The following is a 26,564-nucleotide window of genomic DNA, read 5'->3' on the forward strand; positions in this document are numbered from 1 at the left end:
ACAACGGTGACGGCAAGACCGACATCGCGATGTTCCGACCCAGCAACGGCACCTGGTACGAGGTCGACACCGGCAGCGGCAACCCCCGCACCCTGACCTCCGGATGGGGCACCACCGGCGACATCCCACTCGCCAAACCCGCAGCCATCTGAAACAGAGCTTCTTCCGTCGATCTCGCAGTCGGGCTACGGCCACCACGGCTGCGAGATCGACGTTGCAGAGCCAGCAGACCCACCGCGACGAACTCCGGGACATTCAGTTCGAACCGACGCCGGTAAGCAACTGCTCCTGCGTGCATCGGCCCAGCCCGTCGACCGCGACCAGCACCCGGTAGCCGGCGATCAGCGCCGTTTCGCGGCAGGCGGCCGAACCCTGGCAGCGGCTGTGACCTGGTCTTGATCCTGCGGTACCGCAAGGCGGTGACCTACGGCCACCACGTGCTGCTCGCCGCCCTGGAGGAGCACCCTACCGCGACGGAGTACGAGGTCGTGTTCGCGGAGAGCGCGACCGCGACCGTCGAGGCGATCCGCGAAGCGCGGGCCGCGAAGGTGCTCGTCCTGTGGTCGTTCTACTCGCCCGACGCGGCCGCGCTGGCCGACGAACTCGCCACCATCAAGGCGGCGGCCCCGGGCGCGGTCCACGTGGCCGGCAGCGTGCACGCCACCGCCGAGCCGGTGCGGACGCTCGACGCCGGGTGGGACATCGCCGCGGTGAGCGAGGGGGAGAGCACCCTGCTCACGCTGGTCGACCAGGCCGGCGACCCGACCGGCATCACCGGCCTCGTCTACCGCGACACCGACGGCCGCCTGGTGCGCACCGGCAAGGCCCACCGCGAGCCCTTGGACCGCTACCGCGCGTTCCCCCTGACCTACAAGCGCATGAACCCGATCGAGATCACGCGCGGGTGCGTGTATGCGTGCGCGTACTAGCGGGAGTTTTCCCCTTTCGTGATCGGCCGGTGCTACTACCGTTGCGCCGTAAGGGTTCTAGGCGCTCCGGGGGAAACTCCCGCTAGGAATCGGCCCGGCGTCCCCTGCGCCGCAGGCGTCGGCAGGAGACGGTGGGGCGACGCAGGGGCGCGCAGCGCAACAAGAGGTGTCCGCGGAGCGGGCATGGGGGGTCCGGGGTGGGAACCCCCCCGGCGCCCGCGCGAAGCGCGCGCCAGGCTAGAAATCAGCCTGGCGTGCCCCGCGCCGCAGGCGCCGCGAAGCGCACGCCAGGCTGAACAACGTCAGCGCGCCGCCGCGTGCTCCTTCTTCACCGCCTCGGCCAGGTGGGCCGGCATCGGGTCGTGGCGGACGAAGGCGCGGCTGAACGTGCCCGCGCCCGAGGTCATCGCGCGCAGCTCGACGGCGTAGCGGATGAGCTCGGTGGCCGGGACCTCGGCGCGTACCAGGGTGCGCTCGTGGCCCGCCGGGTCGGGCTCGTTGCCCAGCACCCGGCCGCGGCGGCCGGACAGGTCGCTCATCACGGCGCCGACGAACTCGTCCGGTATCCGGATCGTCACCTCGTCGATCGGCTCCAGCAGCGTCGTCTGGCCCTGCTCGGCCGCCTCGCGCAGGGCGAGGGCGCCGGCGGTCTGGAACGCCGCGTCGGAGGAGTCGACCGAGTGCGCCTTGCCGTCGAAGAGGGTGACCCGCACGTCGACCACCGGGTAGCCGGCGACCATGCCGCGCTCCATCTGGGTGCGCACGCCCTTCTCGACCGAGGGTATGTAGTTGTGCGGCACCACGCCGCCGACGATCTTGTCGACGAACTCGAAGCCGGAGCCGCGCGGCAGGGGCTCGACCTTGATGTCGCAGACCGCGTACTGGCCGTGGCCGCCGGACTGCTTCACGTGCCGGCCGTGGCCCTGGCTCGGCGCGGCGAACGTCTCGCGCAGCGCCACCTTCACCGGTTCGGTGTCGATCTCCACGCCGCCGCCGCGCAGCCGGTCGAGGACCACGTCGGCGTGCGCCTCGCCCATGCACCACAGCACGAGCTGGTGTGTCTCGGCGTTGCGCTCCAGCCGCAGCGTCGGGTCGCCGGCCACCAGCCGGCCCAGGTTCTTGGCGAGGGCGTCCTCGTCGGAGCGGGTACGCGCCACGATCGCGACCGGCAGCAGCGGCTCCGGCATCTCCCAGGGCGCCATCAGCAGCGGCTCGTCCTTGCCGGAGATCGTGTCGCCGGTCTCGGCCGTGCCCGACTTCGTGACCGCCACCAGGTCGCCGGCGACGGCGTGCGGCACCTCGCGCAGGTTGGCGCCCAGCGGCGAGAACAGGTGGGCGAACCGCTCGTCGGCGTCGTGGTCGGGGTGGCCGCGCTCGGCCATGCCGTGGCCGGAGATGTGCACCGGCTGCTCCGGGCGCAGCGTGCCGGAGAAGACGCGGACCAGGGAGACGCGCCCGACGTACGGGTCGATCGTGGTCTTGACGACCTCGGCGACCAGCGGGCCCCGCGGGTCGCAGCGCAGCGGGGCGTGCGGCTCGCCCTCGACGTCGGTCACCGGCGGCACCTCGTGCTCCAGCGGCGACGGGAAGCCACTGACCAGCACCTCGAGGAGCGCGTCGAGCCCGACGCGGGTCTCGGAGCAGACCGGGACGACCGGATAGAACGTACCGCGGGCGACGGCCTTCTCCAGGTCGTCGATGATCACCTGCGTCTCGATGGCCTCGCCGCCGAGGTAGCGCTCCATGAGCGTCTCGTCCTCACTCTCGGCGATGATCCCCTCCAGCAGGGTGTTGCGGGACTCCTCGATCGCGGGCAGGTGCTCCGGGTCGGGGTCGCGCACCTGCGGCGGGAAGCCGGCGGAGTAGTCGAAGACCCGCTGGGTGATCAGCCCGATGAGGCCCTCGACGCTCGCGCCGTCGTCGCCCAGCATCGGCAGGTACAGCGGCAGCACGTTGTCGCCGAAGACCTCCTGGCAGGTCTGCAGGGTCTCGTCGAAGTCGGCGCGCTGATGGTCCAGCCGGGTGACCGCCACCGCCCGGGGCATCCCGACGTGGGCACACTCCTCCCACAGCGCGCCGGTGGCCGCGTCCATGCCGTCGACCGCGGAGACGACGAACAGGGCCGCGTCGGCGGCGCGCAGCCCGGCCCGCAACTCCCCGACGAAGTCCGCGTAGCCCGGCGTGTCGAGCAGATTGACCTTCACGCCGTCGTGCAGCAGCGGGGCGCACGACAGCGTGACCGAACGCTGCTGTTTCACCGCCGCCGGATCGTGATCGGTGACCGTGGTGCCCTCGGTCACCATGCCGGCCCGCGAGATCGTGCCGGTCGCCGCCAGTAGCGCCTCGACCAGCGTCGTCTTGCCCGAGCCGGAGTGGCCGACGACGACCACGTTGCGTACCCTGCCGGGGTCATCAACCACCGGTGCGGTGCCGGTGACACCCTTCTCCTGGACCTTCTGCGCCATCACGCGCCTCCCGAAAGTCTTGCGATACCTGTGAGCAGCCTCACAGTCACGACCTGTTCACCGATCCCACACCCGAAACATCACCGACACAAGCCCGCCGGCGCTCCTCCCGACTCCAGGTTTACTCAAGCACCGTGAGCAGTCCCACGTGCCGGTATCCGGCAAGCTCCGCCCCCGTTATCGTGAGAGCGCCATGGCGAAGATCCTTAGCGTAGTCAGTCGTGCCGGACTGGCGCGCGTGCTGGACCCCGTCGCCGCCGCGCTACTGCGCGCCGGGGTCACTCCGAACGCGGTCACGGTGGTGGGCACCGTGGGCGTGCTCGTTGGCGCCCTCGGCTTCGCCACCCGCGGCCATCTGATCACGGCGCTCGTCATCATCACCCTGAGCTGCTTCACGGACCTCATCGACGGCTCGATGGCCCGCCAGCGCGGTATCACCAACAAGTTCGGCGCACTGCTGGACTCCTCGATGGACCGGGTCGCCGACGGCGCGATCTTCGGCGCCGTAGCCTGGTACTACGCGAGCATCCACGAGCTGCGCCCCGCCGCGGCCGCGCTGCTGTGCCTGCTCACCGGGCAGGTCGTCTCCTACGTCAAGGCCCGCGCCGAGGGGCTCGGCTTCACCGCGAACGTCGGGCTGATCGAGCGGCCCGAGCGGCTCATCGGCATCGGGATCGGCGGCCTGCTGTGGGGCTTCGGCGTGCCCTACGGACTGGAGATCGTCATGTGGCTGCTGGGCGCTCTCTCGATCGTCACGATCGGCCAGCGGATCACAACCGTCTACCGCCAGGCCCAGGCGGCCGACCAGGGTCCGAACGGCGCAGCGGCCGCAGAGAAGTCCGACGCCCGGTGAGCGGCCTCGTCGAGCTCGGCTACGGCGCGGCGTTCAACCTGCTGCCCAGGATACCCCGGGGCGCGATCTGGCCGGCGTTCGCTGCTGCGGCGACGCACAGCATCAGGGGGTACCGCCGCGGAAAACCGGGGAAGGGCACCGCCACCCTCGCCCGGAACCTGCGCCGGGTGGTCGGCGACCAGATGCCTGAGGAGCAGTTCACGGACCTGCTGCACCGGGCCCTGCGCTCCTACGCCCGCTACTACCTCGAGGCGTTCCGGCTCCCTGGCCGCTCCCGGGAGCAGATCCTGGCCGGGTTCCGGCTGGAGCGCGGCGAGCTGCTCGGGCAGAACGTGGCGGCCGGCGTCGGCTCCGTCGTCGCGCTGCCGCACGCCGGGAACTGGGACGCCGCCGGGGCCTGGGTCGCCGCCAACGGCTGGCCGATCACCACCGTCGCCGAGCGGCTCAAGCCCGAGAGTGTGTACCTGCGGTTCCTGGCCTTCCGCCGCTCGCTGGGCATGGAGATCCTGCCGCTCACCGGCGGTGACCGCCCGACGTTCGACGTGCTGGAGGAGCGGGTAAAGGCCGGGGCCGTGGTACCCCTGCTCGCCGACCGCGACCTCACCCCGCGCGGCGTGGACGTCGAGTTCTTCGGCGGCCGCACCCGGATGCCGGCCGGCCCGGCGCTGCTGGCCCTGCGCACCGGAGCGCCACTGTACGTAGTGGACATGTGGTTCGATGCGGATGTGGCGGCCGGCCACCTGGCCGGGCCGATCCCGATGCCGGGTCCGGACGAGGGGTCCCTCGACGCCCGAGTCAAGATCGTTACACAGCGTGTCGCCGATCGGTTCGCCGAGGGCATCGCGCGGCACCCGGAGGACTGGCACATGCTCCAGCGGTTCTGGCTCGACGAGCCGGCCGTCAGCACCGTGGGCTAGGGGAGGACCGATGCGCATCGGGATCGTCTGCCCGTACTCCTTCGACGTCCCCGGCGGCGTGCAGAACCACGTCCGCGACCTCGCCGAGACGCTCATCGCGCTCGGCCACCGTGTCAGCGTGCTGGCGCCCGGCGACGAGGAGGGCATCACGCTGCCCTACGTCGTGTCCGCCGGCCGGACCGTGCCCGTGCCGTACAACGGCTCGGTCGCTCGCGTGTCGTTCGGCCTGATCTCCGCCACCCGGGTGCGGCGCTGGCTGTCCGCCGGCCGCTTCGACGTGCTGCACGTGCACGAGCCGCTCATCCCGAGCCTGTCGATGCTCGCGGTGCTCTCGGCCCGCGGCCCGGTCGTGGCCACCTTCCACACCGCGATGACCCGCTCGCGCGCCCTCGCCGCCGCGCAGGGCGTGCTGCAGCTGGTGCTGGAGAAGATCACCGGGCGGATCGCGGTCAGCGAGCTGGCGCGCAAGGTCCAGGTCGAGCACCTGGGCGGCAGCGCGTGGGAGATCCCCAATGGGGTGCAGGTGTCGAAGTACCGCGGTGCCGTGCCGCTGGACGGCTGGCCGGGCGAGGGCGGGGCGCTCGGGTTCGTCGGGCGCTTCACCGAGCCGCGCAAGGGGTTTCGGTACCTCATGTCGGCCTTCGCCACCCTCGCGCCGCAGCGGCCCGGCCTGCGCCTGCTGGTGGCCGGCCCCGGCGACCCCGACGAGGCCCTGGAGGACGTCCCCGCGGACCTGCACGAGCGGATCGTGTTCCTCGGCAAGGTCTCCGAGGAGGACAAGTCGCGGATGCTGCGCAGCGTCGACCTGTACGTCGCGCCGAACACCGGCGGCGAGTCGTTCGGCATGATCCTCACCGAGGCGATGGCGGCCGGGACCCCCGTGCTGGCCAGCGAGCTGGACGCGTTCCGGCGGGTGCTCGACGGCGGCGAGGCCGGCGCGCTGTTCCCCGTCGGCGACGCGGAGGCCCTGGCCCGCACCGCCGCCGGCCTGCTGGACGACCCCGCCCGCCGGGCCGCGCTGGCCGCCCGGGGCACCCAGGTGGTGGCCGCCTACGACTGGCCGGTCGTCGCCGAGCGGGTGCTGGAGGTCTACTCGACCGCCATCGAGGTTGCCGGAGCGACCGTGCAGGAGACCGTCCCGTAGGCTGCGCCGCATGTGGTGGGTGATCGCCGTGGTGGCCGTGGTCGTCGCGGTGGCCACCTACCTGACGTGGCTCGCGGCCCGGGTCGACCGGCTGCACGCGCGGGCCGCCGCCGCGTACGCCACGCTCGATGCCCACCTGGTGCGCCGCGCCGCCGCCGCGGTGGCCCTCGCCGAGGCCGCCCAGCTGCCGACGCTCATGTACGCCGCCAAGATCGCCCTGGACGCCCAGCCGGACGACCGCGAGGTGGCCGAGAACGACCTCACCCGCCACCTGCGCGGCAGCGGGCTCGGGGCGCCGCCGTCAGACGTGGTGGAGTCCCTGGTCCAGACCAGCCGCCGGGTGGCGCTGGCCCGCCAGGTGCACAACGACGTGGTCCGCGACGCCCTGGCCGTGCGCCGCCGGGCCCTCGTGCGGCTGTTCCGGCTGGCCAGAAAACACCCTGTTCCTGCCTACTTCGACGTCGATGACCCATCGTTGTCGTGAGTTGTGGGCCGCCGGGTTGACATTGGCCGTCGGGCCTCAAGTGGTCCGCGCGTAAACTTACGGGTGAATCCCGGCTTTACCTGTTAGGAGTGCGTCGTCGTGTCCTCACCCACTTCGCCGGTCACCGGCACCGCCCGCGTGAAGCGCGGCATGGCCGAAATGCTCAAGGGCGGCGTCATCATGGACGTCGTCACCCCCGAGCAGGCCAAGATCGCGGAGGACGCCGGCGCCGTCGCGGTCATGGCGCTCGAGCGGGTCCCCGCCGACATCCGCGCCCAAGGCGGCGTTTCCCGCATGAGTGACCCGGACATGATCGACGGGATCATCAGCGCCGTCTCGATCCCGGTCATGGCGAAGGCCCGCATCGGGCACTTCGTCGAGGCCCAGGTGCTGCAGGCGCTCGGCGTCGACTACGTCGACGAGTCCGAGGTGCTCACCCCGGCCGACTACGCCAACCACATCGACAAGTGGGCGTTCACGGTGCCGTTCGTCTGTGGCGCCACCAACCTCGGCGAGGCGCTGCGCCGCATCAACGAGGGCGCCGCCATGATCCGCTCCAAGGGTGAGGCCGGCACCGGCGACGTCTCCAACGCCACCACCCACATGCGCAAGATCCGCGCGGAGATCCGCCGGCTGACGTCGCTGCCCGAGGACGAGCTGTTCGTCGCGGCCAAGGAGCTGCAGGCGCCGTACGAGCTGGTCAAGGAGGTCGCCGAGACCGGCAAGCTGCCCGTCGTGCTGTTCACCGCCGGCGGCATCGCCACCCCCGCCGACGCGGCGATGATGATGCAGCTCGGTGCCGAGGGCGTCTTCGTCGGCTCCGGCATCTTCAAGTCGGGCAACCCGCAGCAGCGCGCCGCCGCGATCGTCAAGGCCACCACGTTCCACGACGACCCGGACGTCCTCGCCAAGGTCTCCCGCGGCCTGGGCGAGGCCATGGTCGGCATCAACGTCGACGACATCCCGCAGCCGCACCGCCTCGCCGAGCGGGGCTGGTGACCGCCTCCGTGATCATCGGTGTGCTCGCCCTGCAGGGCGATACCCGCGAACACCTGCACGCGGTCGCCTCCCTGGACGCGATCGGCCGCCCGGTGCGGCGTGTCGACGAGCTCGACTCCGTCGACGCGCTGATCATCCCGGGCGGCGAGTCCACCACGATGAGCAAGCTGGCCGTCGAGTTCGGCATGCTGGAGCCGATCCGCAAGCGGATCGCCGCCGGCATGCCCGTCTACGGCTCGTGCGCCGGGATGATCATGCTGGCGTCCACGATCCTGGACGGCCGGCCGGATCAGGTCCCGTTCGGTGGGATCGACATGACGGTCCGCCGCAACGCGTTCGGCCGCCAGGTCGACTCGTTCGAGGGCTCGGTGGACATTTCGGGCATCGACGGCGGTTCGTTCCACGCGGTCTTCATCCGGGCGCCCTGGGTCGAGTCGGTGGGGGACTCGGTGGAGGTACTGGGGCGCGTGAAGGATGACCCGGCCGCCGGTAGGATTGTCGCGGTTCGGCAGGAGCACCTGCTCGCGACGGCCTTCCACCCCGAGCTTACCGGCGACCTACGCGTCCATCGGTACTTCGTGGAGATGGTGCGCGAGGCGGGTAAGACGACGGAGGGTTAGGCATGTCGGGGCACTCGAAATGGGCGACCACCAAGCACAAGAAGGCGGTCATCGACGCCAAGCGTGGGAAGCTCTTCGCCCGCCTGATCAAGAACGTCGAGGTGGCCGCCCGCACGGGCGGCGGTGACCCGGCCGGCAACCCGACCCTCTTCGACGCCATCCAGAAGGCGAAGAAGAACTCGGTCCCCAACGACAACATCAACAACGCGGTCAAGCGCGGCTCCGGCCTCATCGGGGGCGGCGCCGACTGGCAGACCGCGATGTACGAGGGGTACGGCCCGAACGGCGTCGCCATCCTCATCGAGTGCCTCACGGACAACCGCAACCGGGCCTCGACGGAGGTGCGGGTGGCGCTGACCCGCAACGGCGGCTCCCTGGCCGACGCGGGCAGCGTGTCGTACATGTTCACCCGCAAGGGCGTCATCATCGTCCCGAAGGCCGGCGAGCTCACCGAGGACGACCTGCTGCTGGCCGTGCTCGACGCGGGCGCCGAGGAGGTCAACGACCTGGGCGAGGCCTTCGAGATCATCTGCGAGGCGTCGGACCTGATCCCGGTGCGCACCGCCCTGCAGGACGCCGGCATCGACTACGAGTCCGCGGAGTCCTCGTTCGTCCCGAGCGTCACGGTACCGCTGGACGAGGAGGGCGCCCGCAAGGTCTTCAAGGTGATCGACGCCCTGGAGGACTGCGACGACGTCCAGAACGTGTACGCCAACTTCGACGTCTCGGACGAGGTCATGGCCCTGGTCGAGGCCTGACCCACGCATTTCTCGGTGGCGCCCCCGCTTCGGCGGCGGGCGCCACTTGCTTTATGCGTTCTCTGGACATGTCCCCATGTGGCCACTAGGTTGACGTGGTGGTCACGACCGAAACGGCCGCCCGCTCGGCGGCCGAATCTCAGATCGATCAGTGCCTATTGGACGAGGCCCGTCGCCACCTCGGTGGCGTCGGGCCGAATGAGGCCGTCAACGAGGGGCTCCGACTCCTCGTGATGCAGCAGCGCCTCGAGCGGCGAGAGGTGCTTCGGGAGTTACGCAAGATGTCCGCCGAGCGCGTCTTCGACTACACCGCGTTCGACGAGGTGGACGAGTGAAGTATCTGGCCGACACCAGCGCACTCGTGCGAATCCAGCGCAACCAGGCGCCACCGGACTGGGACGACGTGATCGAGCGCGGCCTCGTCGCGATTTGTGAGCCGGTGCTCGCCGAGATGATGAGGCTTGCCAATGCCAAAGTCTATCCGGCGGTCGAGGACGCGATCTTCCGGCTCTATCCCAGGGCGGTGATACCCGACGACATCTGGGCCACCGTCTCCGCCATCCGTCGCGAGCTCGTGGAGCCCAGCGCCTATCACGGTCTTTCCGTGGCCGACCTGGTGATCGCGGCGACGGCGACGCGGCTCGAACTCACCGTCCTGCATGAGGACGTCGACTTCGAAACCATTGCCCGGCATGTTCCGGAGTTCCGTCAGCATCGCGTCAGCACACCCCCCGAGTAAGAGCGGCCGCCAATCACAGGGTCACGGGCAGGTGGCGCGGGCCGCGCAGGACGACGCTGATGCGGGTACTCCGGCGGATCTGCACTCCGGGATCGGCCTGCACACCCCCGCCTCGGTCCACCACGGCACCGCCGACCTCGTCCGCGAGCAGCGGCAGCGCACCCTCGACACCGCCTGGACCACCCATCCCGAGCGGTTCGGTCGCCGGCGGTCCCGCGCACCCCGCCTCCCGGACCGGGCATGGATCAACAAACCCGACAACCCCGACCCAGACCAGCCGACCACCGAGATCCACCCAGCAGCGCACCTACCAGCAAGCTAACCGAAATCAACAAGCTGTCTCATTGGACTTGACAGGTTCCGAGCCTGCTTCTCCACCGCTGGGGTGAAAGCGGCGATCAACTCTCGATCTTGGCGCCTGGCCGCTATCACCGACACGGTCCGCGCGTCGCTGTGCCCTGCGTGGCCGACTCGGCGGCATCCCGTGACTACGTGCGGGCGCACACACACGAGCTGGCACCGAAGGTGGCCGGGCAGCACATCGCACTGTGGGTACACCGATTGCCTCGGCAAGACCGGCTACGCGGTGTGATGGGGGCGCGGTGGCCGGCGTGGCACCGGCGGTCTCACCCGAGGTGTTGCGGCTGCCGGGCGCGACCGCGCCCAGGAAGGACGAAACAGTCCGTTCGTCAACCCGGCCCTCCGGCGAGGTGATGCCGACCGCCTCACGGCCCGGAACGATGGGCTAGAGCATTGGCCTCAGACACTCTACGTAGCTGGTGTGCATGTCACGACTAGGAGGCGTTGTGTCCTTCGATCTGCAACAACCAACTATCGAGCGAGCCAGCCTGAAGATGCTCGCCATAGGTGCGCACCCCGACGACGTCGAGATTGGTGCGGCGGCGCTTCTCACCAAAATGCGTGAACATGGCCATGGGGTGCACGTACTTGTACTCACGGACGATCCCGTAAACAGCACGACTCGGCGCGCTGAGGCTAGGGCCGCCGCGGCGGAGATGGGTATTCCGTCAGATCGGGTCATTTTCGCTGGTATTCAAGACGGACGCCTCAGAGCGGACACCGATTCAGTAAGTCTGGTCAGGCAGCTGACACGGCAGCTCGACCTGCAGCCGGACGTTGTCGTGACGCACACTCAGGCGGATAGTCACAATGACCATGTCGAGGCTAACCGCATTGCCCATGCGGCTTTTCGTGACTGTGTCTTCCTGCACTATTCAATACATGTCTCCTCTGAGATCAGCCATTTTAAGCCAGCGATCTTCATCAACGTTAGCCCGGATAGGCTGTGGGTGAAGGACCGTGCGCTAGAAAGCTATCATTCCCAGGTGTCGAGGATAGGCCGACATGATCTGACCAAGTATGAAGAGAAGCTCGGCAAGCTGGCGAGACTGGATAGAGCTGAGGGATTTGAGATCTTTCTTCAGTACGGGGCGGACGACACTATACGAAAGACGATCGGACTGAGCGACTCTCCCTTCCATCGTTTTTGGTTGCCAACGGTGACCGAGGATACGGTGACGCTTCTATATGAGCTGCACAGCGGCTGGGACTCTCCAGAGACGTTCATGCATCGGAACATTGCTCGTGACAAGCTTCGGCAGGCATTTATCAACCAATGGTTACCGTACCCTCTGCGTGAGCAGCACTCGAACACGGACGAGGCGCTGGCCGTCACTAGATCTGGAAGTATTGTCACCGTAGGGGGTCCACAGGCAAACCCGGTTGCGAGGGAATGCCAGAACGTCAGCACCCTCGTGTGGACTGTGGAAGGCGGTGGCGTTAGTTCTTCGGCCCGGTACCTACAGAACCAGAAGGTAGGGACTCGACTGTACTCAAGCTCTCCGGGTAACGTGCGAGACCTCGGGTACATCGCTCGCTTCGAAAACCCCTTCGCGAACGGCGCGCACGTTGTCAGCGTGGCAGGCATTACCGACTTCGCGGAGCGAGCCGGGGTCGAGTTCCTGACCGATCCGAGCCGGTCGCCGGATCTTGCACGCATTTTCGATGAACATCCTTATGCGCAGGTTGTCTACTCGGCGGATGCCGATGGGTTACGCATAATTGACGTGCAGTTGCCAGTCACTCTTGCAAACGGTGGAGGCGGAGGATATGACGGAGAAGACGCGCTTGGTGCTTGTCACGAGCCACGTCTTTGGGATTCGTGCGTATGAGGGCATGTTTTCGTCTGGTGCATATTTGGACGGGCTTATCGATGTGCCGCTGATGATCGGTCTTCCGCCCGAACGGGCATCGGCCACAGTGGGATACGAGTCAGTCTCCGGCCTGGCTCGCGACCAGGGCATAGACTTCGTACTGGCCGACGACGGCACTCTGTCGTCGTTGGAAACTTCGATCAAGAACTGCCGTCCGCACTACATTCTTGTGGTTGGCTGGTCGAGGCTTATTTCTTCGGATGTACTTGCCATACCAAAAATAGTTCATTCGGCCGACGCGACGGAGGTCGGCCGACATGGTTGCATCGGAATGCACCCGACAAAGCTGCCGACAGGTCGGGGGCAGGCGCCGATACCGTGGACAATCATCAAGGGTTTGAGGTCCACTGCCCTGACGGTGTTCTTCCTGGAGCCTGAGGCGGATACCGGGCCAATCATCGCACAGTATGACCTACCGGTACATGAGCGGGAATCGTCCGCATCGCTATTCTATCGAATGGCATCAATGCACTTCGACGCCGGCATGGAGTTGGCCGGGCACCTTGCGTGTCGTCAGGTGGAGTCGCGAGTGCAGGTTTCGGACCAGGCGACGCGTTGGCCGAAGCGAAGGCCGTCCGACGGCAAGATTGATCACTCCATGCACTATGCAGAGATCAAAGGACTTGTACGGGGCCTGCTTGGACCATACCCACGTGCGTTCGTATCGATAGGTGGACGCGAGTATGCCGTCGAGGACGCGCGGCTCGTTGAGGACTCCTGCGACGTGGAAGGGACAACCCGTGAAGACGTCTCCACAGACGTCATCCGGTTCGGTTGCAGGGACGGCATCGTCAACCTGAAACGGTATCGTCATGACGACGACAGACTGGATACGCTTGAGCCGGTTCTTCACGATGGCGGCGAGCTGGTCCATGCCGGTCACGGCGAGGTTGCCCAGTTGGACGGCCGAAGCGTATGGCCCGCCTCGTCCTCAAAGCACGCGCACCTTCAGGTCGAATCCCTTGAGGACCTGCCGGCGCGCCTGAAGGAACGCACCGGCGGCTGAAAGCCGGGCGCTCAGGCTCCGAGGAACACGGGCGCAGATTGAGGGCGCCTGTCCGTACAGCGGCGGATCGCAGCGTCAAGTCTCTCAGTGATGGCGTCGCCGATATCGGTGTCCGTCTCACGTTGCCATCGTTCCTGTACCGCCTCGCTCGGCGAGCAGGTACAACAGCGCGTTGAGCGTGGTTCCGGCGACGATCTGCCGGTCGTCGATGAGCGTCCGGATGTCGTCGAGTGGCACCCAGTCGATCTTGTCGCTTTCGAAGGCGTCGGTGGGTGGGCCGGTGTAGGAGGCGTCATCGGCGCGGAAGATGTGGTGCTCGGAGGTCATGATGCCCGGTGAGGGCTGGCTGTAGAGCAGGGACCGGATGGGGCCTTCGGGGCGCCAGCCGGTTTCCTCTTCGGCCTCGCGGACGGCGGCGTCGGCGGGTGTTTCGCCGGCTTGTGTGCTGCCTTGTGGAATTTCCCAGCCGTAGGCGTCGGTGATGAAGCGGTGTCGCCAGATGAGCAGGACGTTGTTGTCGCGGACGACGACGATGCCGGCGCCGGGGGCGGCGGTGCGGATGATGCGGTGGTCGAGGTGCCGGCCGTCGGGGAGCTCCACGTCGGCGGCCTGGAGGTGGACCCAGCGGTCGCGGTAGAGCTCACGGACGGTGTGGACGATCCAGCGCATCGAACGGGTTCCTTTCAAATGCATCCGCGTGTATGCCTTGCCGGCAAGGGCGTGCAGGTCCAGGACGAGGGCGGGATCGAGGCCGGGACCGCCGGTGCGCAGGGCGCTTTCGGCGTATTGCACGACGAGGCGCCGGTCGTCGAGGTAGAGGGCCTGGTTGGCCAGCAGCGCGGCGACGTCGGCGGGGTCGACACGCACGACGTCGGCCCGGGCGATGTGGTCGTCGTCGGGCGGGTGGGCCCATTCCCAGACCGGGGCGGCCGCGTTCGCGCCGGTGAGCAGGGGTCCGGCGGTGCGGCCGCGGAGGTCGGCGCGCCACAGCCCGGCGGCGCGTTCGACCGAACAACCCCTGTCCGGTCCCATAGATTTCGTCCGATGCGATGGTGACCTGTCCGAGCGAACGGAGGGGTGACGGCGACGCGTACGAGACCGGACTGGTTCGCGCGGGCACCGGCTGAATCAATCACAGGGTCACGCGGAGATGGCGCGGGCCGCGCAGGACGGCGCTGATGCGGTACTCCGGCGGATCCTCCAGCAGCCGGGCGCCGGACAGGGCCGGGGCCAGCGCCTGCAGGGCCAGCTGCGCCTCAAGGCGGGCCAGCGGCGCGCCGTAGCAGTAGTGGATCCCGTCGCCGAAGCCGAGGTGCTGGACCTGGCGGCGGTCCGGGTCGAAGCGGTCCGGGTCGGTGAAGTGCTCCGGGTCGCGGTTGCCGGACGCCAGGACCAGCGTGATCGCGGCGCCCTTCGGGATGGTGGTCCCGCCGATCGGGATGTCGGCCAGCGCCCGGCGCCAGGTCAGCATCTGCACCGGCGGGTCGAAGCGCAGCACCTCCTCGACGAACGGCACGACCAGCCCGGGGTCGGCGAGCATCCGCTCCAGCCACAGCGGCTGGCGCAGCAGGATCAGCGAGCCGTTGGCGATGAGGTTCACCGTCGTCTCGTGGCCGGCGATGAGCAGCAGCATCGCGGTGCTCACCAGCTCGGCGCGGGTCATCCGGCCGTCCGGGCCGTCGTCGGTGGCAAGCGCCGAGAGCATGTCGTCGCCGGGCTCGGCCATGCGGCGGTCGACGAGGTCGCCGAGGTAGTGGGCGAGGTCGCCGAGGGCCCCGCGGTCGGGTATGACGGCCGTCAGCGCGGCGTCGATCCAGGCGCGGAAGCGCGGCTCGTCGGCGAGCGGCACGCCGAGCAGCGTGCAGATGACGCGGACCGGCAGCGGGTAGGCGAACTGGTCGACGAGGTCCACAGTGGGCGACGGGAACTCGCTGATCAGGCCGGCGGCGATGTCCTCGAGCGACGGCTGGAGGTCGGCGACGCGGTGCGGGCTGTGCGGCGGGCCGAACGGGCGCATCGCCAGGCGGCGCATCCGGTCGTGGCCCGGCGGGTCCTGGCGCAGGAAGCTGGGCGGCAGCCCCACCAGCCGGTGGATGTCGTCGGAAGCGGCGGAGTCGCCGGCGGCCTCGTCGCGGTCGACCGAGCTCACTCGCGGGTCGTGCAGCAGCGCCGAGATCTCGCGAAAGGTGCTCACCACGTACGTGCCGTCGGTCTCGACGCCGACCGGGGTGCGGCGCAGCGCGGTGTACAGCGGGTACGGGTCGTGCCGGTTGACCGGGTCGAGCACGGCGGAGAAGACGGAACTGACCGAGGTGGTCACCTGATGCTCCTCACGGTGGTCGGGCGGTGGCCGGTGACCACCACGGTGGCCTCGCGGGCCAGCAGCTGCTGCTCCGGCAGGTCGGCAGGCACCGGCAGCACGTCCTCGGGCCGGTCGACGGTGGGGAACTCGGGCGGGAACGGCGCCGCCTGCTCGATGAGCCGCTGGTAGAACGGCAGCCACTTGGCCTGGTTGAAGGTGACCGCCGCGGTGAGCCGGCCCTTGTACCCGTACGCGGCCGTGAACCGGCGCTCCCGCACCGAGCCCTGCGTGACGACGACCTCGTCGGCGAAGGTGGGCACCCCCACGGATTTGATGTTGTTGCCGAACTGCAGCGACCAGAACTGCGGCATGTGCAGGTGCGGCCAGCGGTCCGACTCGTCGCTGACCATGTTGTGCGCGGCCACCTCGGCCTGCGCGACGGCGTTCGCCCAGTGCTCCAGCGCGAGGAACTGGTAGCCGAACATCGCGTTGGGCGAGCGGGCCACGTCGCCGGCGACGAAGATGTCGTCGGTCACCAGGCCGTTGACGTCGAACGCGCGGCAGCCCGCGTCGCAGGCCACCCCCCACGGGCCGACGGCCAGGCCGGAGTCCTCCAGCCACTCCACGTTGCGGATGCCGCCCAGCGCGGCGACGACCACGTCGGCGTCGACGATGCTGCCGTCGGACAGGCGGACCCGCCGGACCCCGTCGTCGCCCTCGATCGCCTCGACCGTGACCCCGCAGCGCAGGTCGACGCCGTGCTCGCGCTGGATCTCGGCGGCGATCGAGCCGATCACGCCGCCGAGCGCGCCCGCGAGCGGTGTCCGCGCGGCCTCGGCCATGGTGACGTCCAGGCCCAGCGACCGGCAGGTGGAGGCGACCTCCGACCCGGTGAACCCGGCCCCGACGACCAGCACCCTCGACGGCCGCCGGTCGTGCGACAGCAGCCGCTCCTGCAGGTGGATCGCGTCGTCGCGGGTGCGCAGCACGAACATGCCGTCCAGCTCCGCCTCGGCCGGGTCGGGCCACGGCCGCGCCCGCACCCCGGTGGCGATCAGGAGCCGGTCGAACGGTACCGCGGTCCCGTCGCTGAGCCGCACCCGGCGCGTCGCCAGGTCCAGGCCGGTGGCGCGCACCCCGAGCCGCCACCGCGCGTTGAGGTCGGGGCGGCGCGGCAGCCCGGTCGCGTCGGGCCGGATCCGGCCGCCCAGGGCAGCCTTGGACAGCGGCGGCCGGTCGTACGGCGCGTGGGGCTCGTCGTCGATCAGGGTGAGCGAGCCGGTGTAGCCCTCCTCGCGCAGCGCCTCCGCGGCCCGCAGCCCGGCGAGCGAGGCGCCGACGACGACGATCCGCCCGGCGCCCGGCGCGGCGTGGATCGGCGGCATGTCCTGCGTGGAGAGCCGGTCGATCTGGATGGCCTGCACCGGGCAGGCGGAGGCCGCCCGGCGCACCCTCTCCCGCTGCTCCTCGGACGGCTCCGGGTCGTACATGAGGGCCTCGTCGCCCTGCATCTGGAAGGTGCTCGGGGCCAGAAAGGCGCATTGGGCGTACCCCTGGCACTTCGTGAGGTCGACGACCACGCGCATGTATCCAACGTGCCCCGCGCCGGTGCCCCCGCGGGTCACCCGGTGGGGAGGGCCGCGCGGACCATCGTGCCGGCGCCCGGCGCGCTGCGGATGTCCAGCGTGCCGCCGAGCAGCGCGGCCCGCTCGCGCATCGAGCGCACGCCGAGCCGGCCCGGGTGCGGCTCGTCGGGGAAGAACCCGACCCCGTCGTCAACCACCTCCAGCACCACCTGGCTGTCGTCGCCGGCCAGCCGCACGGTCACCTGCGAGGCCTCGGAGTGCCGGGCGGCGTTGCCCAGCGCCTCCAGCGCGATGCGGTACAGCGCCTCCTCCACCGGCGGGCTGACCGGCGGGTCGGCGTCGAGCTCGAGTCCCCAGCCGGCCCGGCCCGGCGCGGCGTGCAGCGTCTCGAACACGCCCTTGAGCGCGGTGGCCAGGCCCGCGCCGACCAGCGTCTCCGGGCGCAGCCGCAGGATGATCCCGCGCAGGTCGGTCAGGCCGGCCGCGGCCGTCTCCTTGATCCAGGCCAGGGACGCCTCGGCGTGGGCCGGGTTGCCGTACAGCAGCTCGGCGGCGGTGCCGGCGCCGAGGCTGATGCCGTAGAGGGTCTGCACCACCGAGTCGTGCAGGTCCCGGGCCAGCCGGGCGGGCTCGGCGGCCGCGGCCAGCAGCAGCTCGGCCAGGGGCACGAACGGCGCCAGGGCGGCGGGGCGCGGCGCCCGCCGGCCGGTGGCGGCCAGCAGACCGCCGGGCACCGGGTGGTAGAGCACCCGGCGGGCGCGCACCGCGCGGCCCGAGGACATCGCCCGCACCGCCACGGCGACGTCCAGCGCTTCGCTGGGCCCGGCGCAGGAAAGTACCGTCGCGGAGGCATCCAGCACGTGCACGGCGCGCGCGCCGCACGTGTGCCGGGCCAGGACGCACAGCGCGTCCAGTGCGGGGGTCAACTGGGGGCCGCCGCGTGCACGGGGACCAGGCCGACCCGCATCGCGTACAGCGCGGCCTGGGTGCGGCTCTCCGCGTTGAGCTTCTGCAGGATGTTGCTCACGTGCGTCTTCACCGTCTGCGGCGCGATGTGCAGCTCGCGGGCGATCTGCCCGTTGGCGCGGCCGCGGGCGAGCAGCGTGAGCACCTCCTCCTCGCGGCGGGTCAGCTGCGGCGGGGTGGCCGGCACGTGCACGTCGCGCACGAGCCGGGCCGCGACCGCCGGGGACAGCTGCACCTGGCCCGCGGCGGCGGCGCGGACCGCCCGGTGCAGCTCCTCGGCGTCGGTGTCCTTGAGCAGGTAGCCGACCGCGCCGGCGTGCAGGGCGTCGGCGATCAGCTGCGGCTCGAGGTACCCGCTCAGTGCCACCACCTCGACGCTGGGTAGCTCCCGGCGGATGATGGCGATCGCGCTGATCCCGTCGAGCACCGGCATGAGCAGGTCCATCAGCACGATGTCGGGGCGCAGCTCGTGGGTCAGCGCCACGGCCTCCCGCCCGTCGGCCGCCGCGCCGACCGTCTCCAGGTCGCCGCTGAGCGACAGGAAGCTGCGCAGGCCCTCGCGGACCATCGCATGGTCGTCGGCGATCAAGATCCTGATACTCATCGTGGCGCGCTATACCCCGCAAAAGGAACAAATACCGCGGGCCACGGTGCCAGGCGGACTACGCCAAATGGGGGAGACCGAAGGTGGGCGGCACGGCAGAACCGCGGCGTGATGTGCTGGGGGTGCGCCCGGCCGCACGGTTGTGAGCGTGACGCCCTACTTGTTCCGGCTGAGCCGGTTCTCCCTGGTGGGAGTCAGCGGTGTCGTGGTCAACAACGCCGCCCTGCTCGTGCTGCACGGGCTGCTCGGGCTCGCCCTGCTGCCCGCAACGGTAGCGGCTGTCGAGATCGCGCTGGTATCCAACTACGTGCTGCACGAACTGTGGACCTTCCGGCGGCATCGCCTGTCGCTGCAGCGGTTCGCGTACTTCAGCCTCGCCGGCTTGGCCGCGATGCCGGTCAACGTCATCGTAGTGCAGCTGCTGGTCGCTCTCGGACTGCACTACCTCCCCGCGAACCTGGTCGGCATCGCGGCCGGATTCGGGGTCAACTTCGCCGTCAGCTCGAAGTGGATTTGGAGTGAACGCACCGATGGAGCAGATGGTGTTGGCCCTTATCACCCTGATCGCGCTGCTGCTGACGGTGCAGGCGGCACACGCCCTGTATCTCATGATCTATACGTGGGACCAACCCGAGGCGGACGCCAAGGCACGGGTGCCCGATCAACGTGTTACGCCGCAACTCTCCTTCACCGCCATTCTCCCCGCACGCCACGAGGAGGCGGTCATCCAAGCCACCATCGCCCGCGCCGCGTCCGCTGACTACCCGCCGCACATGCTGCAGATCCTGGTGGTCTGCTCCGCGGATGACGTCGGCACCATCGAGCAGGCGCAGGCGCAGGTCGCGCTCCTGCGCGCGGCCGGCCGCAACAACGTGGACGTGGTCGTCTTCGACGACGGGCCGATCAACAAGCCGCACGGGCTCAACACGGCGCTGCGCTACGCCCAGCACGACGTCGTCGCCATCTTCGACGCCGAGGACGAGGTCCAGCGCGAACTGTTCGACATCGTCAACACGATCATGGTGACCGAGGACGTGCCGGTCGTGCAGGGCGGCATACAGCTGATGAACTTCAAGTCCAACTGGTACTCGACGTTCAACGTCCTGGAGTACTACTTCTGGTTCCGCAGCCGCCTGCACTACCACGCCAAGAACGGCGCCATCACCCTCGGCGGCAACACGATCTTCTTCAAGCGGGACCTGATCGAACGGCTCGGCGGCTGGGACGAGACCAACCTGACCGAGGACGCCGACATCGGGCTGCGCCTGTCGTGCATGGGCGAGAAGGTGCGGGTGGTCTACGACGACCGCTACGTCACCAAGGAGGAGACCCCGCCGACGCTGGCGAGCTTCATCAAGCAGCGCACGCGCTGGTGCCAGGGCTTCATGCAGACGCTGGGCAAGGGCACCTGGAAACAGATGCCGAACCGGCGGCAGCGCTTTCTGGCCTGGTACACGCTCGTCTTCCCGCACATCCAGGCGGTGCTGGGCGTCTACATGCCGGTCGCCCTGCTCAACGCCTTCGTGCTCAACACGCCGGTCCCGGTGGCGATGATGTCCTGGATGCCGGTGCTGCTGCTCGGCGCGCACTTCGTGATAACCGTGGTCGGGCTCTACGAGTTCACCGGCGCGCACGGGCTGAAGGCTACTCCGGGCACCGTCGTGAAGATGGCGATCACCTGGTTTCCGTACCAGGCGTTGCTGTCCTACGCCGCCGCCCGGGCGCTCTACCGGCAGCTCAAGGGCGCCACCAACTGGGAGAAGACCGCCCACGTCGGCGCACACCGCACCGCCGAGGTCTCGGAGTTGACCAATGTCGGCTGAAGTCCTTACCAGGCCCAGGTCCACCCCGGCCCCCACGCGCCAGCCGGACAAGGCGCCGAAGTGGCTCATCGCCCTGTGCATGCTCATCGGCCTGGTGAGCCACGGCTGGAACATGTTCCGCTATCCGCTGTACCTCACCGACGAGGGCATCTACATGGAGCAGGCGTGGTCCGTGCTCCGCGAGGCCAAACTCTCCCCGTACACGTACTTCTACGACCACGCGCCGATGGGCTGGCTGGTCATCTCCGGCTGGGTCGCCATCCTGCCGGGTGGCTTCCATGCCTTCGGCAACGCGATCAACACCGGTCGCGTCCTGATGCTCATCCTCCACGTGGCCTCGGTGTTCCTGATGTTCGAGACCGTGCGCAGGTTCACCAACAACAAGGCAGCGGCGTTCCTGGCCACGTTCGTGTACAACCTGTCCCCGCTCGGGGTGTACTACCAGCGCCAGGTCCTGCTGGACAACCTGATGATGTTCTGGATCCTGCTGGGCCTGTACCTGCTGGCCCGCCGGGACGGCCGGATCGTCACCGCGACGGGCGCCGGGCTCTGCTTCGGCCTGTCGCTGGTGACCAAGGAGAACGCGCTGTTCATCATGCCGGGCTGTGCGTACCTGCTGCACCGCACGCTCAGGGAGCAGTCGAACCGGCGCTTCGGCGTCAGCTCCTGGTGGTTCGCCGTCCTGACGCCGGTGATGACCTACGTGCTCTTCGCCCTGCTCAAGAACGAGCTCTTCCCGGAGAACTTCAACTTCGACGTCGCCACCAACACGCCGGGTGACCACGTGTCGCTGCTGTACACCGTCTGGTGGCAGCTGAACCGCAACTCCAACAGCGCCAACGGCCTGTCCTTCACCTCCCTGCTGCACGACAGCTGGCTGTTCAAGGACCGGTACATCCTCATCGGCGGCGCCGCGGCGACCCTGCTCGTGCTCATCTCCGGACGGCGCAACCGGCGGCTGCGCACGCCGATGCTGGCGTGCGGGCTGATGGCCGTCGGCTATGCCTTCTACCTGAGCCGTAGCGCCCTGCTCGACTTCTACATCGCGCCGATGGTGCCGCTGTTCGCGCTCAACCTCGGCATGTTCTTCGGCTGGCTCACCCGGCGGACCAAGCAGGGCGGCGCGGCGGTCCTGGTCGCCTGCATCCTGGTCCCGGTGCTCGTCATGCCGGGCGGTTTCATGGTCAAGTACAACACAGCGGGGAGGCTGGAGTTCAGCGACGCCTACCGGCTGCCGCTCACCACCCTGCAGGAGCAGCAGGTGGCGTGGATCAAGGCCAACATCCCGACGAACGCCCGTCTCATCATCGACGACGACATCTGGGTCGCGCTGCACGACAGCAACCCGCCGTACAAGTACGCCCACTCGCACTACAAGGCCACGTCCGACCCGGACATCCGGGACAAGGTCTTCCACAAGAGCTGGGAGAACATCGACTACGTCGTGATGTCGAACAAGATGCGCGACGCCCTCCAGCGCGGCGGTGAGACCTGGATCATCGAGGCGATCGACCAGCATGGACAGACCGTCTGGCAGGTCACCCGGGGCGACGTCTCGCTGTCAATCGTGAAGATCGGGAACACGTCGTAGTTTGGAGACCCTGATGCAACCGCTCAAGCATCGGCCCGCGGTCCCGCGCGGCAAGCCTCGCCGGAAACGGGCCAAGGTCAAGCTCAACCGTAAGCGCCTGCTCCTGGCCGCGGCGGCGGCGGTGCTGCTGGTCATGGCGGGCCGCTCGCTGCTGCCGGCGCTCGGTATCTCCGCGCCCGGCCTCGGCGGCAAGCCCGCCGAGTCGCCGACGGAGGTCCAGACGAAGGCCCCGCCCGCGCCGCAGGTCGACCTGAACGGGGTCATGGTGCCGGGCGGTGGCGCGCCCATGATCACCCTGAACCCGGGCCTGGTGCGGTTGGGCGGCACGGTCACCGTCCAGGGCTCCGGCTTCGACCAGGGGGCCGTCGTCGACGTGTACCTCGGGCCGTCGTCGGCACCCGGCCAGCCGAAGAACGCCGCCGCGGCGAAGCCGCGCCAGGTGGCCACCGCGAAGGTCCTGAAGTACGGGATCTTCACAGCCAACTTCACCTTCCCCAGCACGATGACCCAGCCGGTGCAGGAGGTCACCGCCCAGGCGCGCGGCAGCGACAAGGTGGCCCAGGCCGACGCGTCGGTCGCCCAGGGCGCCGGCCAGGCGACGCTGTCCGCGATCGTGGGCAAGCCCGGCGACACGATCAACCTCACGGTGAAGGGCTTCGCGCCGGGTGAGCAGCTCGACGTGTTCTGGGGCCGCATCACCGGTGAGCCGACCCTCACCCTCAAGGCCGACGAGGGTGGCTCCGTGGGTAAGACGCCGATCAGAGTTGGGGTCACGACCGTCGGGACGACCAGTCTTGTGGTCGTGGGCAAGAAGAGCGGGGCGGCGGCCAGTGCGCCGTTCCAGGTGCTGCGGCTGTACCCGTCGATCAAGCTGGCCCCGTACGCGGTGAAGGCCACCCAGAAGATCACCTTCTCCGGCTCCGGCTTCGCCCCTGACGAGCGGGTCCTGGTGCGGCTCAACGCGGCCGGCGGCCGGCCGGTGATGGCGATACCGACCGACGACGCCGGCGGGTTCAAGGGTGCCGGGCTCACCATGCCGTTCAAGCTCAAGGGCGCCCAAGCGCTGGTGTTCACCGGCGAGCAGAGCCGCGCGGCGGTCTCGACGGGGTTCTCGATCCTGCCGTACATGCCGCAGGCCCGCACCAACGCCTACGGTGGCCTGCCGGGCACGATGGTGAACTTCTACGCCACCCAGTTCGCCCCCAACGAGGCCGTGCACGTGACGGTGCAGACGGCCAAGGGCGCCACGCCGCAGACGGTCGCCGCGTTCCGGGTGGACCAGAAGGGCAGCGCCCGGGCGGTCGGGACGTACACCATCCCCGGCGACACCGAGGACACCGTCGTGTTCCACCTGCACGGCCAGAGCAGCGACTCGACCGCGACGGTCAACTTCAAGGTGGACAAATCCGGCGGACCGGTCGACATCCCACCGGCCAAGCCGTATACGATTCCTAAGGATCTGGAGAACTGAGGCTGTTGTACTGGCAGGCGTTCCGCGCCGCCCCGGAAGCGTTGATCGTGCTCGACGCCGCCGGGGTGGTGCGCCTGGCCAGCAGCGCGGCCGAGGCGCTGTTTCAGCGCTCCACCGCCGAGCTCGTAGGACGCCGGATCGCCGACCTCTTCGCCGGTGATCCGGCGTTCAGCACGCAGGAGCCCGTGGCGGCCGCGGTGCGGCTGCCCGGCGGGCGCGAGATCGCCGTGGACGTGCGGGCCCGCACGCTCGCCGGCGACCCCAGCGGTCTGCTGGTGCTCGCCGTCGACGACCAGAGCATGCCCGGGCGCAGCCGGGCCAGCCTCGAGCAGCGTATTGCCCGGCTCACCCTGGCCGAGCACGAGCAGGCCGAGCTCCTCAGCGACGTCATCCTCACCCAGGAGCGCGAGCGCGCCCGCATCGCCGCCGGCGTGCACGACGACAGCCTGCAGGTGATCACCGCCGCCACGCTGCGCCTGCAGCACCTGCGCCGCCGCCTGCGCGACCCGGCCGACCTGGAGATCCTCGACAAGCTGGAGGCCTCCCTCGTGCAGGCGGCCGACCGGCTGCGCCGGCTCATCTTCGACTTCCGCCCGCCGAAGCTGTCCGACGACGGGCTCGCGGCCGCCACCCGCGACCTGCTCGACGACCTGGCCGAGCGCCACGAGCTCGAGGTACGCGTCGAGGACCGGCTCACCGCCGAGCCGGCGCTGCCGACGCGCCTGCTGCTCTACCGCATGCTGCAGGAGGCCGTCGCCAACGTCGGCAAGCACGCCGACGCCGACCGTTGCACCGTGATCCTGGGCGAGCAGGAGAACGGCTACCTGGTCCGGGTCGTCGACGACGGCGTCGGCGCCGAGAACCTGCACACCGACCCCGGGCACCTCGGGCTGCTGCTCATGCGGGAGCGGGCGGCGCTGGCCGGCGGGTGGTTCCGGATCAGCAGCGTGCCGGGCAGCGGTACCACCGTCACGTTCTGGGTGCCGCGCGGCGCCGACCTGCAATCCAAAGGAGCCCCAGAGTGAGTGCTCGTCCGCCCTACCGTGTGCTGATCGTCGAGGACCACCAGGTCGTCGCGGAGGGGCTCGCCGCCCTCCTCAACGAGCACCCCGAGCTGCGCGTCGTGGCTCTGGCCAGCAGCGTCGGCGAGGTCGAGCACCTCTCCGACGTGGAGCGCATCGACGTGGCCCTGTGCGACTTCTGGCTGTCGGACGGCACCGGCGCCGAGGCGGTCGCGGTGCTGCGCGCGCACCAGCCCGACGTGGCCATCGTCTTCCTCAGCGCCGACCAGAGCGACCAGGTGATCCTCACCGCGCTCGAGTCCGGCGCGGCCGGCTATCTGGTCAAGAGCGCCGGCGGCGCCGACGTGGCCGAGGCCGTGCGGCGCGCGGTGGACGGCGAGATCCTGGTGCCGGCCCGCCAGCTGGCCAAGCTCCTGACGCGCCGGCGCGAGCACGCACGCCGCACGCAGGAGCACGCCCGGCGGCTTGATAGCCTCACGCCGCGCGAGCGGCAGATCCTCGCCCTGATGGCCGCGGGCATGGACAATCGTGACATCGCGCGCGAGCTGAGCATCAGCTACACCACGGTCCGCAGCCACGTGCGCCACCTGCTGAGCAAGATGGGCGCCCGCTCGAAGCTCGAGGCCGTCGTCCGCGCCGCCGACTGGGACGCTCCTTCAATTGGCGCATGAACAAATCCGACATTTGTACGCTGACTGCATATTCCCGATATCCGTAGCGTGTTGACCTGCCCCGCCGTCAAAAGTGAGGACAGGTCAGCTCAATGGGTCGAACCCGCCTTTACTGGATTTCCGCACTGGTCGCGCTCGCCGTCGCAGGAGTGGCATTGGTGCCACTGCTGGGCGGCAAGAAGGTCCAGTCATCGTCAACGTCATCGTCGATGACGTTGACGCGGTCCGCGCAGCGTCTGCAGATGCCACTGCACGCCGAGGGTGGCCGCATCGTCGACGCCCGCGGCGCGACAGCGTCGCTTACCGGCATCAACTGGTTCGGACTGGAGACCAGCACGTTCGCGCCGCACGGGCTGTGGTCGCGCAGCCTGAAGGACATGCTCGACCAGATGGTCGGTCAGGGCTTCAACACGCTGCGCCTGCCGTTCAGCAACGAGCTGTTCGACGACGCGTCGAAGCCCAACGGCGTCGACTTCGCGCTCAACCCCGACCTCCAGGGCCTGACCGGCCCGCAGATCATGGACAAGGTCGTGGAGGGCGCCACCAAGCGCGGCATGATGGTCATCCTCGACCGGCACCGCCCGACGTCGGCCGGCCAGAGCAACCTCTGGTACACCGACAAGATCAGCGAGGACCGCTGGATCTCCGACTGGGTCAAGCTCGCCAAGCACTACAAGAACAACCCGCTCGTGGTCGGCGCCGACCTGCACAACGAGCCGCACGGCGAGGCCACCTGGGGCGACGGCAGCGACAAGACCGACTGGCAGGCCGCCGCGCAGCGCGCCGGCGACGCGGTGCTCAAGGCCAACCCGAACTGGCTGATCATCGTCGAGGGTATCGAGAACTACAAGACCGCCAACGGCCAGAGCGAGGGCTACTGGTGGGGCGGCAACCTGCAGGGCGCCGCCGAGCACCCGGTGAAGCTGTCGGACCCCGCCAAGCTGGTGTACTCCGCGCACGACTACAGCCCGAAGGTCTGGTCGCAGCAGTGGTTCAACGACCCGGCGTTCCCCGCCAACATGCCGGCCCTGTGGGACAAGCAGTTCGGCTTCCTCGTGAAGAACAAGACCGCCCCGGTGCTCCTGGGTGAGTTCGGCGGCCGCTCCGTGGCCGAGAAGGACGACCAGGGCAACAAGGACCTGGAGGGCATCTGGCAGCGCAACCTCGTCGCCTACCTCAAGGCCAACGGGCTCAGCTACACCTACTGGTCCTGGAACCCGAACTCCGGTGACACCGGTGGTGTCCTGAAGGACGACTGGAAGACGGTGGACGCCGACAAGGCGGCGCTGCTGAAGTCCTACCAGGCGCCCCTGGCCGCGGCCGCGGGGTAACACCGCAGCCGGCACGCACGGCCCTCCCCTCGCTGTTACATTCGCGGGG

The 26,564-nt window shown here is 69.3% G+C and carries 25 protein-coding genes and 1 pseudogene; 20 read left to right on the top strand and 6 right to left on the bottom strand.

Annotated elements, in window-relative coordinates; genetic code table 11:
• Positions 1-395: 395 nt before the first annotated feature.
• Positions 396-929: a hypothetical protein gene (locus tag ACGFI8_RS31835; RefSeq protein ID WP_392810495.1), complete on the top strand. Its 534-nt coding sequence runs from the start codon at positions 396-398 to the stop codon at positions 927-929.
• Between the two features lie 302 nt (positions 930-1,231).
• Here ACGFI8_RS31835 and ACGFI8_RS31840 read toward each other — a convergent pair whose 3' ends face one another.
• Complete coding sequence (locus ACGFI8_RS31840; RefSeq protein WP_392810496.1) at positions 1,232-3,394, bottom strand: elongation factor G-like protein EF-G2; 2,163 nt, start codon at positions 3,392-3,394, stop codon at positions 1,232-1,234.
• Positions 3,395-3,587: 193 nt separating this feature from the next.
• Between ACGFI8_RS31840 and pgsA the strand changes: the two genes are divergently transcribed.
• From pgsA to ACGFI8_RS31900, 12 genes are all read left to right on the top strand, one after another.
• The gene (gene pgsA, locus ACGFI8_RS31845; RefSeq protein ID WP_392810497.1) at positions 3,588-4,247 is read left to right on the top strand and encodes a phosphatidylinositol phosphate synthase; all 660 of its coding nucleotides are present in this window, start codon (positions 3,588-3,590) and stop codon (positions 4,245-4,247) included.
• The gene (locus ACGFI8_RS31850; RefSeq protein ID WP_392810499.1) at positions 4,244-5,164 is read left to right on the top strand and encodes a phosphatidylinositol mannoside acyltransferase; all 921 of its coding nucleotides are present in this window, start codon (positions 4,244-4,246) and stop codon (positions 5,162-5,164) included. The genes pgsA and ACGFI8_RS31850 overlap by 4 nt, the downstream gene beginning before the upstream one ends.
• A 10-nt stretch (positions 5,165-5,174) precedes the next feature.
• Positions 5,175-6,308 (top strand): glycosyltransferase family 4 protein, encoded by a 1,134-nt coding sequence (locus tag ACGFI8_RS31855; protein ID WP_392810501.1) that lies wholly within the window; start codon positions 5,175-5,177, stop codon positions 6,306-6,308.
• A 10-nt stretch (positions 6,309-6,318) separates the two neighbouring features.
• Positions 6,319-6,792, top strand: coding sequence for a hypothetical protein (locus tag ACGFI8_RS31860; protein WP_392810502.1), 474 nt, complete (start codon positions 6,319-6,321; stop codon positions 6,790-6,792).
• 99 nt (positions 6,793-6,891) lie between these two features.
• A complete protein-coding gene (pdxS, locus tag ACGFI8_RS31865) occupies positions 6,892-7,791 on the top strand; it encodes a pyridoxal 5'-phosphate synthase lyase subunit PdxS (protein ID WP_392810503.1) in 900 nt (299 codons plus the stop codon).
• A complete protein-coding gene (pdxT, locus tag ACGFI8_RS31870) occupies positions 7,788-8,411 on the top strand; it encodes a pyridoxal 5'-phosphate synthase glutaminase subunit PdxT (RefSeq protein WP_392810504.1) in 624 nt (207 codons plus the stop codon). Before pdxS ends, pdxT begins: the two co-directional genes overlap by 4 nt.
• A gap of 2 nt (positions 8,412-8,413) precedes the next feature.
• Positions 8,414-9,169 carry a YebC/PmpR family DNA-binding transcriptional regulator gene (locus tag ACGFI8_RS31875; protein ID WP_392810505.1) on the top strand — a complete coding sequence of 252 codons (756 nt, stop codon included), beginning with the start codon at positions 8,414-8,416 and terminating at the stop codon, positions 9,167-9,169.
• 98 nt (positions 9,170-9,267) lie between these two features.
• Positions 9,268-9,504, top strand: a complete 237-nt coding sequence (locus ACGFI8_RS31880; protein WP_392810506.1) for a hypothetical protein — start codon at positions 9,268-9,270, stop codon at positions 9,502-9,504.
• Entirely contained in the window at positions 9,501-9,908 is a 408-nt protein-coding gene (locus tag ACGFI8_RS31885) for a PIN domain-containing protein (protein ID WP_392810507.1), read from the top strand. Before ACGFI8_RS31880 ends, ACGFI8_RS31885 begins: the two co-directional genes overlap by 4 nt.
• A gap of 31 nt (positions 9,909-9,939) precedes the next feature.
• Complete coding sequence (locus tag ACGFI8_RS31890) at positions 9,940-10,230, top strand: hypothetical protein (protein ID WP_392810509.1); 291 nt, start codon at positions 9,940-9,942, stop codon at positions 10,228-10,230.
• A 484-nt stretch (positions 10,231-10,714) separates the two neighbouring features.
• A complete protein-coding gene (locus ACGFI8_RS31895; RefSeq protein WP_392810510.1) occupies positions 10,715-12,100 on the top strand; it encodes a PIG-L deacetylase family protein in 1,386 nt (461 codons plus the stop codon).
• A complete protein-coding gene (locus ACGFI8_RS31900) occupies positions 12,039-13,148 on the top strand; it encodes a formyltransferase family protein (RefSeq protein ID WP_392810511.1) in 1,110 nt (369 codons plus the stop codon). The genes ACGFI8_RS31895 and ACGFI8_RS31900 overlap by 62 nt, the downstream gene beginning before the upstream one ends.
• A 117-nt stretch (positions 13,149-13,265) precedes the next feature.
• On the opposite strand, the gene ACGFI8_RS31905 is transcribed toward ACGFI8_RS31900, so the two are convergent.
• The 5 genes from ACGFI8_RS31905 to ACGFI8_RS31925 form a co-directional block, all read right to left on the bottom strand.
• Complete coding sequence (locus ACGFI8_RS31905; protein WP_392810512.1) at positions 13,266-14,180, bottom strand: NUDIX hydrolase; 915 nt, start codon at positions 14,178-14,180, stop codon at positions 13,266-13,268.
• 100 nt (positions 14,181-14,280) lie between these two features.
• A complete protein-coding gene (locus tag ACGFI8_RS31910) occupies positions 14,281-15,468 on the bottom strand; it encodes a cytochrome P450 (protein WP_392810514.1) in 1,188 nt (395 codons plus the stop codon).
• Positions 15,465-17,036, bottom strand: a complete 1,572-nt coding sequence (locus ACGFI8_RS31915) for an FAD-dependent oxidoreductase (RefSeq protein WP_392810515.1) — start codon at positions 17,034-17,036, stop codon at positions 15,465-15,467. The genes ACGFI8_RS31910 and ACGFI8_RS31915 overlap by 4 nt, the downstream gene beginning before the upstream one ends.
• A gap of 35 nt (positions 17,037-17,071) precedes the next feature.
• A complete protein-coding gene (locus tag ACGFI8_RS31920) occupies positions 17,072-17,962 on the bottom strand; it encodes a sensor histidine kinase (RefSeq protein ID WP_392810516.1) in 891 nt (296 codons plus the stop codon).
• Positions 17,959-18,606 (bottom strand): response regulator, encoded by a 648-nt coding sequence (locus ACGFI8_RS31925; protein ID WP_392810517.1) that lies wholly within the window; start codon positions 18,604-18,606, stop codon positions 17,959-17,961. The genes ACGFI8_RS31920 and ACGFI8_RS31925 overlap by 4 nt, the downstream gene beginning before the upstream one ends.
• A gap of 187 nt (positions 18,607-18,793) precedes the next feature.
• On the opposite strand from ACGFI8_RS31925, the pseudogene ACGFI8_RS31930 reads away from it, so the two are divergent.
• The 7 genes and pseudogenes from ACGFI8_RS31930 to ACGFI8_RS31960 form a co-directional block, all read left to right on the top strand.
• Positions 18,794-19,111: pseudogene (locus tag ACGFI8_RS31930) on the top strand (GtrA family protein); the annotation flags it as partial.
• Between the two features lie 13 nt (positions 19,112-19,124).
• Positions 19,125-20,429 carry a glycosyltransferase gene (locus ACGFI8_RS31935; RefSeq protein WP_392810519.1) on the top strand — a complete coding sequence of 435 codons (1,305 nt, stop codon included), beginning with the start codon at positions 19,125-19,127 and terminating at the stop codon, positions 20,427-20,429.
• Positions 20,419-22,020, top strand: a complete 1,602-nt coding sequence (locus ACGFI8_RS31940; protein WP_392810520.1) for an ArnT family glycosyltransferase — start codon at positions 20,419-20,421, stop codon at positions 22,018-22,020. Before ACGFI8_RS31935 ends, ACGFI8_RS31940 begins: the two co-directional genes overlap by 11 nt.
• A 13-nt stretch (positions 22,021-22,033) precedes the next feature.
• Positions 22,034-23,491 (top strand): hypothetical protein, encoded by a 1,458-nt coding sequence (locus ACGFI8_RS31945; RefSeq protein ID WP_392810521.1) that lies wholly within the window; start codon positions 22,034-22,036, stop codon positions 23,489-23,491.
• Positions 23,492-23,496: 5 nt separating this feature from the next.
• Positions 23,497-24,516 (top strand): ATP-binding protein, encoded by a 1,020-nt coding sequence (locus ACGFI8_RS31950; RefSeq protein WP_392810522.1) that lies wholly within the window; start codon positions 23,497-23,499, stop codon positions 24,514-24,516.
• A complete protein-coding gene (locus tag ACGFI8_RS31955) occupies positions 24,513-25,184 on the top strand; it encodes a LuxR C-terminal-related transcriptional regulator (RefSeq protein WP_392810523.1) in 672 nt (223 codons plus the stop codon). Before ACGFI8_RS31950 ends, ACGFI8_RS31955 begins: the two co-directional genes overlap by 4 nt.
• Positions 25,185-25,393: 209 nt before the next feature.
• A complete protein-coding gene (locus tag ACGFI8_RS31960; protein ID WP_392810524.1) occupies positions 25,394-26,515 on the top strand; it encodes a glycoside hydrolase family 5 protein in 1,122 nt (373 codons plus the stop codon).
• Positions 26,516-26,564 lie beyond the last annotated feature (49 nt).

This window comes from Dactylosporangium sp. NPDC048998, assembly GCF_043197855.1.
Classification (GTDB): Bacteria; Actinomycetota; Actinomycetes; order Mycobacteriales; family Micromonosporaceae; genus Dactylosporangium.

Excerpts from the sequence above, each read along its gene's own strand:
- ACGFI8_RS31915 (WP_392810515.1), bottom strand. The coding sequence starts at position 17,036 with ATGCGCGTGGTCGTCGACCTCACGAAGTGCCAGGGGTACGCCCAATGC.
- ACGFI8_RS31860 (WP_392810502.1), top strand. The coding sequence starts at position 6,319 with ATGTGGTGGGTGATCGCCGTGGTGGCCGTGGTCGTCGCGGTGGCCACC.
- ACGFI8_RS31960 (WP_392810524.1), top strand. The coding sequence starts at position 25,394 with ATGACGTTGACGCGGTCCGCGCAGCGTCTGCAGATGCCACTGCACGCC.
- pgsA (WP_392810497.1), top strand. The coding sequence starts at position 3,588 with ATGGCGAAGATCCTTAGCGTAGTCAGTCGTGCCGGACTGGCGCGCGTG.
- ACGFI8_RS31900 (WP_392810511.1), top strand. The coding sequence starts at position 12,039 with ATGACGGAGAAGACGCGCTTGGTGCTTGTCACGAGCCACGTCTTTGGG.
- ACGFI8_RS31940 (WP_392810520.1), top strand. The coding sequence starts at position 20,419 with ATGTCGGCTGAAGTCCTTACCAGGCCCAGGTCCACCCCGGCCCCCACG.
- ACGFI8_RS31925 (WP_392810517.1), bottom strand. The coding sequence starts at position 18,606 with ATGAGTATCAGGATCTTGATCGCCGACGACCATGCGATGGTCCGCGAG.
- ACGFI8_RS31905 (WP_392810512.1), bottom strand. The coding sequence starts at position 14,180 with ATGGGACCGGACAGGGGTTGTTCGGTCGAACGCGCCGCCGGGCTGTGG.
- ACGFI8_RS31840 (WP_392810496.1), bottom strand. The coding sequence starts at position 3,394 with ATGGCGCAGAAGGTCCAGGAGAAGGGTGTCACCGGCACCGCACCGGTG.
- ACGFI8_RS31875 (WP_392810505.1), top strand. The coding sequence starts at position 8,414 with ATGTCGGGGCACTCGAAATGGGCGACCACCAAGCACAAGAAGGCGGTC.
- ACGFI8_RS31855 (WP_392810501.1), top strand. The coding sequence starts at position 5,175 with ATGCGCATCGGGATCGTCTGCCCGTACTCCTTCGACGTCCCCGGCGGC.
- ACGFI8_RS31945 (WP_392810521.1), top strand. The coding sequence starts at position 22,034 with ATGCAACCGCTCAAGCATCGGCCCGCGGTCCCGCGCGGCAAGCCTCGC.